General features: G+C 39.6%; 17 protein-coding genes. 15 read left to right on the top strand and 2 right to left on the bottom strand.

Annotation, left to right across the window (positions count from 1 at the left end; all coding sequences use genetic code 11):
- Window positions 1–85: 85 nt before the first annotated feature.
- Complete coding sequence (locus RCG23_RS24730; protein ID WP_308177849.1) at window positions 86–553, bottom strand: ferritin-like domain-containing protein; 468 nt, start codon at window positions 551–553, stop codon at window positions 86–88.
- A gap of 220 nt (window positions 554–773) precedes the next feature.
- Here RCG23_RS24730 and RCG23_RS24725 point away from each other — a divergent pair, with 220 nt between their 5' ends.
- The 14 genes from RCG23_RS24725 to RCG23_RS24660 all read left to right on the top strand — a co-directional run bounded on the left by RCG23_RS24725 (window position 774) and on the right by RCG23_RS24660 (window position 12,987).
- Complete coding sequence (locus tag RCG23_RS24725; RefSeq protein ID WP_308177848.1) at window positions 774–1,787, top strand: glutathione S-transferase family protein; 1,014 nt, start codon at window positions 774–776, stop codon at window positions 1,785–1,787.
- Window positions 1,788–1,791: 4 nt separating this feature from the next.
- Window positions 1,792–2,295, top strand: coding sequence for a GNAT family N-acetyltransferase (locus RCG23_RS24720; protein ID WP_308177847.1), 504 nt, complete (start codon window positions 1,792–1,794; stop codon window positions 2,293–2,295).
- A gap of 223 nt (window positions 2,296–2,518) precedes the next feature.
- Window positions 2,519–2,788, top strand: coding sequence for an enoyl-CoA hydratase-related protein (locus RCG23_RS24715; protein WP_308177846.1), 270 nt, complete (start codon window positions 2,519–2,521; stop codon window positions 2,786–2,788).
- 11 nt (window positions 2,789–2,799) lie between these two features.
- On the top strand, window positions 2,800–3,288 hold the full coding sequence (locus RCG23_RS24710) for an enoyl-CoA hydratase/isomerase family protein (RefSeq protein ID WP_308177845.1): 489 nt from the start codon (window positions 2,800–2,802) through the stop codon (window positions 3,286–3,288).
- 19 nt (window positions 3,289–3,307) lie between these two features.
- Window positions 3,308–4,852: a class I adenylate-forming enzyme family protein gene (locus RCG23_RS24705; RefSeq protein WP_308177844.1), complete on the top strand. Its 1,545-nt coding sequence runs from the start codon at window positions 3,308–3,310 to the stop codon at window positions 4,850–4,852.
- Window positions 4,853–5,195: 343 nt separating this feature from the next.
- A complete protein-coding gene (locus RCG23_RS24700; RefSeq protein ID WP_308177843.1) occupies window positions 5,196–5,945 on the top strand; it encodes a LacI family DNA-binding transcriptional regulator in 750 nt (249 codons plus the stop codon).
- Window positions 5,840–6,211: a substrate-binding domain-containing protein gene (locus tag RCG23_RS24695; protein ID WP_308180172.1), complete on the top strand. Its 372-nt coding sequence runs from the start codon at window positions 5,840–5,842 to the stop codon at window positions 6,209–6,211. The genes RCG23_RS24700 and RCG23_RS24695 overlap by 106 nt, the downstream gene beginning before the upstream one ends.
- Window positions 6,212–6,417: 206 nt before the next feature.
- Window positions 6,418–7,767, top strand: a complete 1,350-nt coding sequence (gene fucP / locus RCG23_RS24690) for an L-fucose:H+ symporter permease (protein WP_308177842.1) — start codon at window positions 6,418–6,420, stop codon at window positions 7,765–7,767.
- Window positions 7,768–7,840: 73 nt separating this feature from the next.
- The gene (locus RCG23_RS24685; RefSeq protein ID WP_308177841.1) at window positions 7,841–8,128 is read left to right on the top strand and encodes a hypothetical protein; all 288 of its coding nucleotides are present in this window, start codon (window positions 7,841–7,843) and stop codon (window positions 8,126–8,128) included.
- Window positions 8,125–8,853 (top strand): DUF4432 family protein, encoded by a 729-nt coding sequence (locus RCG23_RS24680; protein ID WP_308177840.1) that lies wholly within the window; start codon window positions 8,125–8,127, stop codon window positions 8,851–8,853. Before RCG23_RS24685 ends, RCG23_RS24680 begins: the two co-directional genes overlap by 4 nt.
- A 13-nt stretch (window positions 8,854–8,866) precedes the next feature.
- A complete protein-coding gene (gene rbsK, locus RCG23_RS24675; protein ID WP_308177839.1) occupies window positions 8,867–9,787 on the top strand; it encodes a ribokinase in 921 nt (306 codons plus the stop codon).
- Between the two features lie 323 nt (window positions 9,788–10,110).
- Complete coding sequence (locus RCG23_RS24670; protein ID WP_308177838.1) at window positions 10,111–10,908, top strand: alpha/beta hydrolase; 798 nt, start codon at window positions 10,111–10,113, stop codon at window positions 10,906–10,908.
- A gap of 222 nt (window positions 10,909–11,130) precedes the next feature.
- Window positions 11,131–12,309, top strand: a complete 1,179-nt coding sequence (locus RCG23_RS24665; protein WP_308177837.1) for a M24 family metallopeptidase — start codon at window positions 11,131–11,133, stop codon at window positions 12,307–12,309.
- Window positions 12,310–12,489: 180 nt separating this feature from the next.
- A complete protein-coding gene (locus tag RCG23_RS24660) occupies window positions 12,490–12,987 on the top strand; it encodes a hypothetical protein (RefSeq protein WP_308177836.1) in 498 nt (165 codons plus the stop codon).
- A gap of 130 nt (window positions 12,988–13,117) precedes the next feature.
- On the opposite strand, the gene RCG23_RS24655 is transcribed toward RCG23_RS24660, so the two are convergent.
- Window positions 13,118–14,095, bottom strand: a complete 978-nt coding sequence (locus tag RCG23_RS24655; RefSeq protein WP_308177835.1) for a ring-cleaving dioxygenase — start codon at window positions 14,093–14,095, stop codon at window positions 13,118–13,120.
- Window positions 14,096–14,342: 247 nt separating this feature from the next.
- Here RCG23_RS24655 and RCG23_RS24650 point away from each other — a divergent pair, with 247 nt between their 5' ends.
- Complete coding sequence (locus RCG23_RS24650) at window positions 14,343–15,146, top strand: hypothetical protein (protein ID WP_308177834.1); 804 nt, start codon at window positions 14,343–14,345, stop codon at window positions 15,144–15,146.
- The last annotated feature ends 161 nt before the right edge of the window (window positions 15,147–15,307 follow it).

Here is a 15,307-nt window from a genome sequence, read left to right as displayed (position 1 = left end):
TTATGCTCCTTCAATAAATCTAACAGGAAAAAGGGAGATTGATTTCTTATTAGATTCAATCTCCCTTATAAAAAGTTTCCATGGTTTATTTTTTGTTTTTTTGAATAAAAAATAAAAACCAAACAGCATGATTTTGTTCATCTGCTGCTGCACGGAGAAAGGCTTCTTTAATAAAAAGGTCTTGTGCCCTGTATGCTATTTCATGGTAAAAATCAACCGTTTCCTGCTCATCTTTAAACGCAAATTCAAGGCCGGGTTTGTATGAGTTCGGGCAGCCTTCAGTGATTTTGGCTGTTGGCTGGCTTCCAGTAAGATTGCTATAAATTCTTTGAAATTCCTCCAAGTGGCGTTTTTCATCCTTTTGGATTTCAAGAATCTGCTTCCTTTCACTTTGTTTAGTCGCCATTCTGGCTAACTTTTCATAACAGGCAATTGCACTAAATTCTCCATTAATGGCCTTCTGAATATTAGTAACTAATTGTGTGTCGACAGGTGCACGATAAGAATTATAAAAGTAAGGATTATTATTATAAAAATCATAATTTGAATACATGATAGGGCAGCCTCCCACGTTTTAAGTATCATCTTATCGTATGATTAATTAATGGGCTGACGTGCACGTTCAATTCATGTTTAATATGAAAAAATTAAAGAAGGTTCTGATATCATCTACAGGGTTGTTTTTGGTGAAAAATAAATCCGATTGGAAAACTTTCAATTGGAAAACATATCCGACTCGTTTAATATAATTATTAAAATGTGAGGTGGATAGAATGTCAGATTTAAATAAAGAAAAAAGCCTGGCTTTAGCTAATGAAATCAAAGCGGATGGTTCGTTTAATCGCCAGGTAAATCGATTTACAACTGCTTTTGGGGAAGGATCTGATGAACTGCCTGTTGAAGCGGGGCGTTATCGGTTATTATGGTCAGCCGTCTGCCCATGGGCGCATCGATCGGTGATTGTCCGCCGAATCCTTGGTTTGGAGGACGTCATCAGCTTGGGTACAGCAAGTCCAATGCGGCCAAATCTTCCTCATGTCGACTGGGAATTTTCTTTAGATGAAAATGGGGTAGATCCTGTACTTGGGATTCGCTATATGAGTGAAATCTATAAAAATACTGACCCTGCTTATAGCGGGAGGCCAACGGTTCCAGTTATGGTGGATGTGAAGGAACAAAAGGTCGTGAACAATGATTATTTTAAACTGACAAACTACTTTGAAACAGCCTGGGCACCGCTACACAAGGATATTGCTCCAGATTTATACCCGGAAAAACTTCGCCACGATATTGATGCACTAAACGATGTTATTTTTAACGATGTAAATAATGGTGTATATAAATGCGGTTTTGCCCGCTCACAGGAAGCATATGAAGAAGCCTATGACACCTTGTTTGCTAGATTGGATGAACTGGAGGGACGTCTTTCACAGCAGCGATTCTTATTTGGAGATTATATCACCGATTCAGATGTCCGGCTGTATGCAACGTTAGTCCGATTTGATGCAGCGTATTATTCAGCCTTTAAGGCGAATCGAAACCGAATAATTGATTTCCCTAATTTATGGGGCTATTTGAGAGACTTATATCAAACACCTGGTTTTGGCGATACAACCGATTTCCATGCGATTAAAGTGCATTATCATTTATCGAATCATATCGCAACAGATGATCAAAAAAGCAAAAACATTCTACCGAAGGGACCCGACCTTTCTGGCCTACATTCCAAACATAATCGAGAAGTTTTAAGCAATAAAGAGGAAAAGTTTTTAAATCGGAAGGGTTGAAACCATGTTAATTCGCGATGCAGCAGAAAATGAATTACCCTACATCCGTGAACAAAGAGTCGTTTCCTATGAAGAGCATGCAAAAAGCATTCCCGAGGATCATTGGATAGCACTAAAACACGCAATCTCCTCCAAGGCGGATATTCAGCCCGGGGTGGAACGGATCGTTGTGGAAATAGATGGGGAAATTGTCGGCAGTGTCGTTTTGTTCCCTGCAAAAAGCAATGCCTATGAAGGGTTTGTTGACGAGTTAGACTATCCTGAAATACGGATGCTTGCCGTTGCACCGACTGCAAGGGGCAAAGGTGTTGCCCCTGCGTTGGTTACTGAATGTATCCATCGGGCGAAAGCACAGGGCTTCCACGCCATCGGTCTGCATACAGGTGAATTTATGAAAAACGCAATGCGATTGTATGAAAAGCTCGGCTTTGAACGCCAGCCACAATTTGATTTTGAGCCTGCCAACGATGGCATTATTGTGAAGGCGTACCGGCTTACATTTGAATAAAAACAGTTTCATAAGCAGGACAAATGTTCCTGCTATTTTTTGTTTTAGATTATTTAATACAAGTCAATTTTGTCTTTTGACGAGATTGACCTACATAGGCTAAAATTAAATAGTCAGAAAAGAAAGAAAATATTTTTAGTGCAGAGCTGGTTTAAGAGAATTTCAGTTTAAAAGTTTTATATAATTTTATTATGTAAACACACGAAACTCAAAGGAGAGAACAATGAGTAAAAAAGTGATAGTAGAAAAAGAAGGTGGCGTTACCGTCATCACGATTAACCGTCCTGAAAAGCATAACTGTATTGATGGCGAAACAGCGCAGCTCCTATACGAAGCCTGGTCGAAATTCCGTGACGATCGGGACGCCAGAGTAGCTATTTTAACAGGGAATGGACCTTCTTTCAGTTCTGGTGCAGATTTAAAAGCATTGGACACGTTAAGGCTGAAGATCCATATGATTCCCAGTTTGCTTTTGATGGAAAAGGATATTTAGGATTTACGAGAATGACAGATATTTTTAAGCCTACGATAGCAGCTGTAAATGGATTTTGTTTTGCAGGGGGATTGGAAATGGCGGCATGGTGCGATATCAGGATTGCTTCATCTACTGCAGAATTCGGATGCTTGGAAAGGCGCTGGAATGTTCCTCTGGTCGATGGAGGTACACAGCGAATTCCGAGAATTCTGGGATGGGGCAGAGGGATGGATTTGATTTTGACTGGAAGAAAAATTGATGCTCAGACAGCATTGGACTGGGGACTAGTCACAGAGGTTATAGAACAAGAGCAGCTTCTTGAAAGGGCAAAGGAATTGGCTTCCATTATGGCCTCTTATCCTCAAGGTTCTCTTCGTACAGATAAACAAGCAGCAGTAAGGGGCTGGGGATTGCCTCTGGAAGAAGCGCTGCGTATTGAATGTCAGCTCGGAATGCCGCATACACATAATGAAGAAACATTGGAGGGACTAAGAAATTTTATGGATAGAAAAAAATAATTTTGAAAGGGGTTACAAAATGATTGCAGCTGAGTTAATAAAAAGGGGTGCAAGGTATTATCCGAATGAAACCGCGGTAATATTTGAGAATCATAAGTTAACTTTTATGGAGGTCCATAAAAACTCAAATCGATTGGCCAATGTCCTTTTCCAATTAGGACTAGAAAAAGGGGACAGAATCTCCTTTTTGCTGGCAAATTCTATGCATAGTGTAGAAATAGACTTTGCGATGCTTAAATCGGGATTTGTAAGGGTTCCACTAAATACAAGGCTTTCTGCAGAAGAACATTTTCACATGATTACTGAAACGGACTCAAAAGCGATTCTTTTTACAGAAGAATTTGCCTGCCGTGTTGCTGAATTAAGACCCAGGCTTTCTGCCGTTTCTCTATTCTGTCAGATAGATGGATTAGCTAAATATGAGTGGATTACTCCAATTTATGAGGAAATGCAAACTGCATCCGACGAAGATCCCCTCGTTTCGTTATCAGAAGAAGATTATGCAACTCTACAATACACATCTGGAACGACCGGAAAGCTTAAAGCGGCTATACATACCCAGGAATCATGGGCAGCGATGGCAACGAATATTTTGTCCACCTTGCCAATTAAAAAAGGCGATATTATGATGCATGCCGCACCATTGACACATGCCACAGGAGTACTGGTGCTGCCCCATTGGTTAAGAGGAGCAGCAAATGCAATCCTCCCAGCTTTCCAGCCTCAAGAATTTCTTCAAGCTGTAGACACCATCAAACCTACAACACTCAACTTAGTTCCTACAATGATTATCATGCTTCTCTCTCATCCAGATGCTGAAAAATATTCCTTTGATTCTGTTCGCAGTTTAATATACGGTGCCTCACCAATGCCAAGAGAAGCATTAAAACGAGGAATAGAACTATGGGGACCTAAATTCATCCAATATTTTGGGCAAACGGAAGCACCTTTGCTATTAACTACTTTAGATATTGAAGACCATATTCTCGCTATTGAAAATGAAGAATACTATGACCGCTTATTATCCTGTGGGAGGCCGACTGTAACCACTGAGGTGAAAATCGTAAATGAAGCGGGCGAAGAAGTTCCTGAGAATGAAATTGGAGAGATTGTTGTTTCTTCCAGTCAGGCAATGGTTGGTTACTGGAAGGAAGAAGAATTGACCGCAGAAACAATTAAAGGAAAGTGGATATTTACAAGGGACATGGGATACCTCGATAATGACGGCTATGTTTTCATGGTAGACCGGAAGTCAGACATGATCATATCGGGTGGTTTTAATATTTATCCACGCGAAGTGGAAGATGTACTTTACAAGCACCCAGCTGTCCTGGAAGCAGCAGTCGTTGGAGTCCCAGATGAAAAATGGGTAGAGACAGTTAAAGCCTTTGTCGTATTAAAAAAGGAACATCATGCCACAGAAGAAGAACTTATTGATTATTGCAAGCAACATCTAGCACCCTTTAAAAAACCGAAGTATATAGAATTTATTGATACTCTTCCTAAAAGTGCAGTCGGAAAGATTGTCAGAAGGATGCTTAGAAAAGAAGCGTTGAAAAAATAAAATAAAGCCCACGATAACTCTATTAGAGTCACCGTGGGCTTCAATATTTGTCTTATTCCGATTGAATCATAATTTTTAGTTTCACATCTTTAGATGAAAACGCATACAATATTCCTTGCATTTTCATCTTAATCATGATAATTTTAAAACAAGAAAAAAATCTAAACGTTTACATTTGAATTTAAAGGGCACACATAAGTTAATCATAAGCATAACTAAATCTTTTTTTCTTCAAAAATCTAAACGTTTACATTTAAATTTTATTACCAAAAACATACAAATACTAATTAAATCTATTTTTTTCTAAAAAAATCTAAACGTTTACATTTTAGGGGTAATTAATATGGAATTCAAACCAAATATTCAGGATGTTGCCAGGCTAGCCAATGTGTCGATCGCAACGGTATCCAGGGTTATTAATAACCAGGGTGGCGTCCGTAAGGTAACAGAAGATAAAATACTCAATGCGATAAAGGAACTCGGGTATATTCGCAATGCTGCTGCAAGAACCATGAAGCGAAAAGAAACAAATACAATTGGTGTCATCGTGCCAGACATCAAAAATCCCTTCTTTCCACTCGTGATGGCTGGGATTGAACAGAAAGCACGCGAGAAAGACTATTTTACAATCTTAAGCAGTACAAATGAGTCTTCGAAAGTGGAAGAAGAGATTGTGAAGAATTTTATTGAACGTGGGGTTGATGGCGTAATTGTCACTACTGCCAATGAAAATGGCATTCACCTGAAGCTGCTTCAGGAGCAAGGGATTCCAATTGTAGCTGTTGACCGAAGCATAAAGAATTTTGAAGTCGATACGGTTCTCGTTGATAACGTGAAGGGTTCCTACCAAGCGATTCAACACTCGATTCTACAGGGGCATGAAAAAATAGCCATCATTTGCGGTCCGCAGAATACGACGCCTGGACTTGAAAGGTATTTAGGATATAAAAAGGCGCTCGAAAACTACGATATTCCTTTGAATGATCAATATGTGATTCAGGGGGATTTGGGGAACATAGCGGTTACCAGGCTGCCAAAGCTCTTTATGAGCTGGATGATAAGCCAACTGCTGTATTTTCTTCCAACAACTTAATGACCATCGGCTTTTTAAAAGCACTGGTGGATTTGAACTGGAAGCTTGGCAGTGAAGTGTCGTTTATTGGTTTTGATGATGTTGATATTGCAACCTTCCTGAATCCCAAGCTTAGTGTTGTTGCAAGGCCAATGAATGCAGTAGGGGAGATTGCATTTCAGCTATTGCATGAACGAATTTCCTTTAAAGGCACTCTTCCAAAGCGGGAATATTTAATGTCACCTGAGCTGATCATCCGGGAGTCATGCCGGCTAATGAAAAATTAATAGAAAATCGATACATTCATAGTAAAGCTGACAAATGGTACCTACGGACATTGACCGAGCGGTGCCCTCTACACTTCAATTTGAAAGCGCTTTTATATAACGCACTAATTGTTTATTTGATGATAATGGCTGAAGCAGGTGTCTGTGGATACTATTTTCATAGATTAAGATTTCACAAAACTTACTAACACAAGGAGATGTTTTAAATGAAGACGAAAAACTTAATTCAGCTGCCAGATGGATACTTAAGTTCAACACCAATTTTTCAGTTTATCCTGTTGTCAATGCTGTTCCCATTATGGGCGGTAGCTGCCAGCTTGAATGATATTCTCATTACTCAGTTCAAGCATGTGTTTGAGTTAAGTGATTTTGCAAGCGCTTTAGTCCAGAGTGCCTTTTATGGCGGTTATTTTCTAGTCGCAATACCTGCTTCCCTGGTCATTAAAAAAACAAATTACAAGTTTGCTATTATTACCGGATTACTTTTCTATATTGCAGGCTGCTCGTTATTTTACCCGGCTTCACATATGGCTACGTACACGATGTTCTTGTTTGCGATCTTTTCGATTGCAATTGGTTTAGGTTTTCTTGAAACAGCTGCAAATACATATAGTTCAATGATCGGACCGCGTAAACACTCGATCCTTCGCTTGAACATCAGCCAGACATTTTATCCGCTAGGTTCGATTTCAGGGATTTTGCTAGGGAAATATCTGGTGTTCCAAGAAGGTGCAAGCCTTGAAAGTCAAATGTCAAAAATGTCTCCAGCACAAGCACATGCTTTTGGCTTGAAAATGCTTGAGCATACACTAGAACCTTATAAATATATCATTTTCGTACTTGTGGCTGTTCTTATTCTGTTTGTCCTTACGAAATTCCCATCATGTAAACCAGTAGTAGATAGCACAAAGTCTTCTAATAAATCTCCTGGCATTGGCCAGACACTGAAATATCTAGGTGGAAACAAACAATTCCGCAAAGGGATTGCAGCACAATTTTTATATGTTGGAATGCAGGTAGCGGTTTGGTCATTTACGATCCGCCTTGCACTCGATCTTAACCCACATATCAATGAACGTACGGCTTCAAATTTCATGGTATTTAGCTTTATTGCCTTTTTTGTAGGTAAATTCATCGCGAATTTCTTGATGGCACGCTTCTCGCCATCGAAGGTATTATTTAGCTACTCGATCATTGGTACTTTGCTACTTGCTTATGTAGCATTCGTCCCAAGCATGACTGCAGTGTATGCAGCGATTGGTGTGAGCATGCTGTTTGGACCATGCTGGGCGACGATTTATGCGGAAACACTTGAAGTTGTCAAAGAAAAACAATATACAGAAATGGCAGGAGCGATCCTGGTTATGTCGATTGTTGGCGGAGCTGTTGTACCAGCAGTACAGGGTTATGCATCTGACCTCTTCGGTTCAATGCAAATGGCCTTCCTCGTATCCATGGCATGCTTTATGTATGTAGGTTTCTATTTCTATGGTGAAATGAAAAAAAATAAGGCTGTTCAGAAGCCTGCAGAAGAATCTTTGAAAATTGCTCAGTAACGAAACTTCATCAAACATGGGCAGTCGATGAAACGGCTGCCCATTTGTTTGAAATAGGAAAGGGATGTCTTGAATGGCAGGGACAATCGAACTGCAACGCGAGTTTTTTAAAGAAAGCAGTAAAGTGATATATAGAAATGATGCAATCACTGTCAATTTATTCCGCTATCCATCTGGAATTGAAGCAATTGAGCTTACAAATTCACGGGGCAAAATGGTTGTTCTTCCTTATATGGGACAAATCATTTGGGATTTGGAATTTGACGGTGTAAATTTAAAAATGAAAAATATGTTTTCACAGCCAAAAAGGCCGATGGAATCATCGATACCTATGGATGCTTTGCCTTCCACTCAGGATTGATCAGCAATGGCTGCCCGGGACCTGAAGATAACCACCCTTTGCACGGTGAAATGCCTTGTGCCGAGATGGAAAGGGCTTGGCTTGAAATAACGGACGTTGGCATTAAGGTTTGTGGTGAGACTGAGTATGTAAAAGGCTTCGGACATCATTACCTCGCTAGTCCTAATGTTGAAATGTTTGAAGGAGAAGCATTCATTAAAATGAGCATGAATGTAAAAAATCTTTCAGGCAGTGAAATGCCGCTTCAGTATATGTGCCACACCAACTATGCTTATCTTGATGATGCAGTTATGAAGCAGAACATTCCGGACAGTGCTTTCACACTTAGGGAATCGGTACCAGATCATGTGAAGCCAACTGAAAAGTGGTTGAATTATAATAAGAATCTGCTTAGTGGCGAGGAAACACTTATAGTATTAAACCAGCCGGAAATGTATGATCCGGAAATCGTGTTTTTTGCAGATGAGCTGAATCGTTATCAGGATGAAGCAGAATTTGAAATGGAATCACCGGATGGAGTTACTTTTTTCACAAGATTTTCAACAGCAGAATTGAATTATGCAACACGCTGGCTGCTTCATAATAGCGACCAGAAGGTAGGGGCGTTTGTGCTGCCTGCAACTTGCCTGCCTGAAGGCTTTCTCGCTGCAGAAAGAGCTGGAACGTTAATGAAGCTCCGTGCTGGAGAAGAAAGATCCTTCACAGTTGTAACTGGAAAGAAATAAGGAGGAATTAGACATGAATATCGCAGTAATTGGGTCCAATATGGTGGATCTTATTTCATACATTGAAAAAATGCCAAAGGAAGGGGAAACCCTTGAGGCACCTGACTTCGAAATAGGCTGTGGCGGCAAAGGGGCAAACCAGGCAGTGGCTGCTGCCAAAATGGGCTCAAAGGTAATGATGGTCACAAAGGTAGGAGATGACCTTTTTGCAAATAATACCATACAAAACCTTGAACGATACGGAATTGACACAGAGTTCACAAATAAAGTGCCAGGAACATCAAGTGGTGTGGCGCCGATTTTTGTGGACCAAGAGTCCAAAAATCGTATTCTAATTATTAAGGGAGCCAATCAGCATCTTCTTCCGGAGGATGTGGACCGGGCTGCAGAAAAACTTAAGAAGTGCTCACTGATTGTTTTACAACTTGAAATCCCGCTCCCGACGATCTATCATGCGATTGAGTTTGGTAACAAGCATGGCATTCCAGTCATTTTGAATCCCGCACCTGCACGCAAGGATTTGGATTTTGAATATGTATGTAAAAGTGACTTTTTCATTCCTAATGAAAGTGAACTCGAGATCTTAACCGGAATGCCTGTTGAGAGTGAAGACCAAATTCAAAAGGCAGCAATGGTCTTGATTGAAAAAGGCTTAAAAAACGTCATCGTCACAATGGGCAGCCGTGGAGTAATGTGGGTGACAAAGGAGAAAAGTCAGACTGTTGACTCACATAAAGTTGCAGCGATTGATACAACAGGCGCAGGGGATGCCTTCATTGGCTGCTTTGCACATTACTTTGTACAAAATGGCGATGTACTAAACGCGATAAAAATGGCTACAGCTTTTGCAGCATTAAGTGTTACAAAGCGGGGCACCCAGACTTCCTATCCGGGCATAGATGAAGTGGAGCAGTTTTTGAAGGTACGAGTTTAAGAAGATTATAGTGATAAATAATGTTAAAGCACTGGCCACAGAAATAGGCCAGTGCTTTTTATATTAGCTAATAAGAAAGTGTTTCAATTTTCCAAGGTACCTCAAATGTTAGCAAGCTACTTTCTTGGGAACCAGAATGTTTTTACAACATACATGCGACCAAATATAAAAATATCTAGTTCAGCAGGAAATAATATCCTATATGAAGAAATTTTAAAGAAACCATACGGGATAAAAATAATAGTTTTCTCAATGATAAAATAACGTATTTCTTTGTAAGATTAGCAAACGGTCCAATTTCAACAAAAAAGGAGTGGTTTCACATGGAAAAAATACATAATATTTCATCTGGCTCTACGGCATGGGTTGATCACATTCCAGTCATCTGGTTTGAACCTCAAGTCGATTCTTCCACTCGTCAACTTATTATCTTTTTGCATCATCTTGGTGGATCAAAAGAAACCACTATTCCATATTTAGAGGATCTTGCTGCAAAGGGCTATGTCGCACTAAGTTTCGACGCATGGCAGCATGGGGAACGCGGAAAAGAGTCATCGCAAGAGATTCTGGGACGGGTATTGGGGAACTTTAGGCGTAATATGTGGCCTATCCTGGGGAATACCACTCTGGACACACTTCGGGTTATCGACTGGGCTGTGTCCACACTAAAAGTTAGACCTGACGTCTATTTGGGAGGCCTTTCGATGGGTGGGGACATTGCTGTGGCTGCCGCCGGGATTGATCATCGAATCAAACGGGTGGTTTCGGTCGTTTCCACACCAGATTGGCTACGTCCTGGTATGGAAGATATTTTTAATCATGGAACGGTAATGCCGGCTGGGAATCCTGACAGCTACTCCCAATACTTCTATGACCAGCTGAATCCTTTAACGAACTTGAGCTCATATGCAAACGCACCCAAAATACATTTTATTTGTGGTGATAAGGATACCCATGTACCACCCGACGGCGCATTTCGATTCCATTCAGCACTTCGTGGTGGCTATCCATCGGCAGCTGATAGAATCAAAGTAACTCTTTTGCCCGACTTTAGCCATCTTGATGTCCGCGACAGCAAAGCTTGGTGGCCAGGCTGCTTGATGTCTCTCACTCACTCGTAAGTAAATTGATGATTATATTTTGGAACGGCCATGTTCTCTGAAATGTTTCTATTTGATTGAATCGAAGGAGAATGTAATATCCCCACCTTAATCATTAATAATAGTGATAAGAATAATAGAATGTATATTGAAAGAATAAAGTATTATAAGGAGAAGTTGCTAATCTACTTTATGAGGGAATAGTGATTTGCTCTCCTGATATCGAAAAAGGAGATGGGGAAAATGTTATTAGCAATTCCTAAAAGTGAAATTATTGAAAGGCAATCAAAGTTTCATTCTTCAATGGCTGATAGAAAAATAGATTGTGCGATCCTTTTCAGTGTAACGGATATCTTTTATTTGACTGGTTTTCATTTTCACCCGACAGAACGTCCGATAGGATTTTTTATCGATCCGAACCAAAAGACACATCTATTTGTCCCAGCACTGGAACATGAACATGCCGAGGAATTTGCAAATGTCGATTTTGTTCATTCCTACCCTGAATATCCTGGCCTGCGCCATCCAATGGAATATTTTAAAGATGCTTTGGTTAAAGCTGATTTTACAGGAAAAGTGGTTGGGTATGACGCCATCGGTTATGGATCTTCAATGGGGTACCGCGGTCCAATTGTAAGTGACTTCCTTGATGCAGAGTTTGTTTCGATTAAAGGCTTGATTGAGGAAATGCGCTTTGTAAAATCGTCGACGGAAGTCGAGTTAATCAAAGAATCATGCCGATGGGGGAATCTTGCTCACCGTCTGCTGCAAAAATATTCAAAGCCCGGCTTAAGTGAAATTGAGATTACGAGTAAAGCTTCCACAGAAGCGACAATGGCGATGATTGAGACATTGGGCAAAGATTACAAGCCACATGGAAATACCGCATTTGCGCTGTTCCGCGGTCAGGTAGGTGAAATGTCGGCTTTCCCTCATGCGGTTACTCAAAACATCGTTCTGAAAAAGGGGGACACATTGGTCACTGGAGCAGCCGCTGATGTATGGGGTTATCATAGTGAACTTGAGAGAACAATGTTTGTGCAAGAAGTTAGTAAAGAGCAGGAAAAATATTTTCAGTATATGTATGAAGCACAGGAAACCGCCTTTAAAGCGATTAAGCCGGGCGTTCCATGTTCAAGTGTAGAACAGGAAGTCCAAAAATACTTTAAAGAAGCAGGTGTCCAGCATTTAGTCCAGCATCACACCGGGCATGCCATCGGTCTATTGGGACATGAGGCACCATTCTTTGACCTAGGAGATCAAACCATCATGCAGCCTGGAATGGTATTTACCGTTGAGCCGGGCATTTACGTTAGAGGACTTGGCGGCTTCAGGCATTCTGATACCGTGCTGGTAACAGAAAATGGTATGGAAATGCTGACCTACTATCCAAGGGATTTAGCTTCCATGGTTTGCTATTAACCTTTAATGATTTGAAAGGATGATGGCTCCATTGTGAAGGTAAACCAGCTTAAATGACAGGATAATGCGATCCTGTCATTTTTCTTTTTTAAAAAAGCTGTTTTCTAAAAGATAGGAAAGAATCATTTCATTAAGTATCCTTTTTAATAAAATGGTAATTATATGAAAAGGGGTGTTGGAATGATAGGACTTATTTCTGGAATCATCGTATTTAATATTATTGCCTTTAAGACAAATAAAAAGCTAAAAGCCAATCAAATTGTTCAAATATGGACATTTACGATGTCATTTCAGATGGCATTTGATTGTTTTATCATTGTTAAATATCATGGTTATTGGTATTTCCAAAGAGATACTATTGAATTGTCGGAATTCCTTCCACATATGCTCTTAGTCCCTCCAGTTAATATGATGTTTCTTAACTGGTTTCCTTATAAAACCCAAATTCCTAAACAAATTATTTACATAGTCCTTTTCGTAGTAGCAATCGTCCTTTATGAGGCACTAACATTGCTTCCTGAACCATGGGGATACTTTAATAATGGCTGGTGGAAATTATGGTACTCAGCTATCCTTGACCCATTTCTTCTGCTTATCTTATTAGGATTTTACAAATGGATCTGTTATTTAGAAAAGAGAAATTCGAACTGTGGTCCCACTAATAAAGGCGTTAGTTGAAGAAGAAACCTTAAAGTTAAATAATATAAAAAAACTGCTGCTACTAGTTAGTAGCGGCAGCTTTTGCTATAAGAACCTCTTCCAAAAACTCACCCTGATAGAATATCTACGTACTTTACCAGAGATCATTTTATTCTTTAACGAATTCCTTCGAACTCCTTACAGTATCAATCGGACGGACTAATTTTTCGATTTGTTCACGCTTTGGCTCTAAAAATGGAGGCAAAGACAGTTTTTCTCCAAGTGTTTCATACGGTTCATCGCCCATAAATCCTGGTCCGTCTGTTGCAAATTCAAACAGAATTTGTGGCGCAACTCTCACGTACAAGGACTCAAAAAAGTGGCGATTCACATAGCCGGAAGTATTGAACCCAAAGCCTTCCATTCGCTGAATCCATTCTTCCAAAACAGAACGATCCTCTACACGGAATGCTGTATGGTGTACGGTCCCAAATCCTTGCTGGGCTGGAGGGAGAAATGAATTACTCTCAACCACAACTGACGCGCCATTTCCGCCTTCACCAACTTCAAAAAGATGGAATGCTCCGTCCTGTGCTGTTTCCTTAAATAAAAGAACCTTTTCCATCATTTCCTTAAAGTAATCGAAATTAGCGATTCGAATAAAGATTGGTCCTAAGCCGGTGATGGCATACTCCAGTGGAATCGGTCCTTTTTGCCATGGTGTGCCGGTTGCCACGCCTTTATCGTTTTCATCCGAAATCAATTGGTATTGCTGGTCATCAAAATCAACAAATGATAATGTCTTTTTACCAAATTGTTCTTTAACACCTGAATGCTTTACCTCCAAACGATCAAAACGCTTGAACCAATAATCGATTGCTGCATCACTTGGTACGCGAAAGGATGTTTTCGAAATTTCATTTGTACCGTGAATGCCCTTTGGAATGCCAGGGAAGTCGAAGAAGGTCATATCTGTTCCCGCGCTGCCTGTATCATCCGCAAAAAATAAGTGGTACGTTTGGATATCATCCTGGTTGACCGTTTTCTTTACTAAACGCATTCCTAACACATATGTGAAAAATTCATAGTTTTTTTCTGCACTGCTAGTAATTGCTGTTACGTGGTGAATACCTTTTAAATCAGTCATTTTTATACCTCCAACTGGTTTTAAGACTACTGGAAATGATTGTTCTTTTAAAATATCTTTAATTCGAGATAAATATATCATGGATAAAATTTGATGTCAATTGAAGGTCGAGATTCGACATATATGACTAACCTTGACGTTTTGCACATTCGACACAAAAAGGATAATAAAAGGGATAAAGCGGTTTTCGTCGAATTTTACGAATGTGAGTTCATAGTATTTGTCGAATAGGAAGTGATTAACTAATATGTGCACGAGCTTTGTTTTACATAAAGAAAAAACCTTTATCGGAATGAATTTTGATATCTCTAAAAGGCCGATTAAACTGGCTTTAATAGGAGAGAGTCAGTTGATCATTTTTCAACAGGATGCAGGACAATTCTTTCCTGCGTTTGGATTAAATCGTAATGGAACATTCATGAATTTGTTAATGGTAGATTCAAATGAAGATGGGAAATATAGAAGAGGAAAAAATTGTGTACATATCATGAAACTGTTTGATGATGTGTTTGCAGATCGGATAGAATCTTCTTCGTTAAAAACATTGTTATCTGAAAAAGAAATCGTTAATGTTCCAAATCATAGTGTTCATAGTATGATTGCAGGGAAAAATCGTCAGTCCTATATTGTAGAGCCAGGAAGAAAAAACATTGAGCTCGGTTCTTTAGATAGAGATTTTATGGTATTGACCAACTTTCCTTTATCGGAGACCCTGGATCAAGAATACGGAGAAGTTAATGGATTTGGAAGTGAAAGGTATAAGAAGGCATATGAAACCATTCTAATTAATAAAGATACGTTTAATATGGAAAACTGTTTTTCCTTACTAAAAGAAACGGTTCAAAAAGAAGGAGAATTTCCAACACAATTTTCGATGATTTTTATCCCAGAGGAACAAGTCGTATATTTTACCCTCAATACTGATTTTGATAAGATTTTCAAGTTCTCTTTCATTGACAAACAAATCGAAACGAGCAGCGGGTTCAGTTATAGTAAGAGTTGTGAACTAACTAAAAAGGGCATTTTATTATCAGAGCTTGAAATTTGGTAGAGTGATTTTGCAGTAATTATATCGTTTGTAGAAAAAAGGTCTTTTGCATATTTGGAGTAGAAAACTGTCCTTCATAAGACTGATGAAGGACAAAACCCCACCGGAGAACCCAAAAACTGTCCTCAATAAGCCCTCTTGAAGACAAAACCCTATAGGAGAAC

Origin of the sequence: Neobacillus sp. PS3-34 (assembly GCF_030915465.1) — a bacterium.
In the GTDB taxonomy this organism is placed as follows: domain Bacteria; phylum Bacillota; class Bacilli; order Bacillales; family Cytobacillaceae; genus Neobacillus_A.
This window is presented reverse-complemented; position numbering and strand designations above follow the sequence as displayed.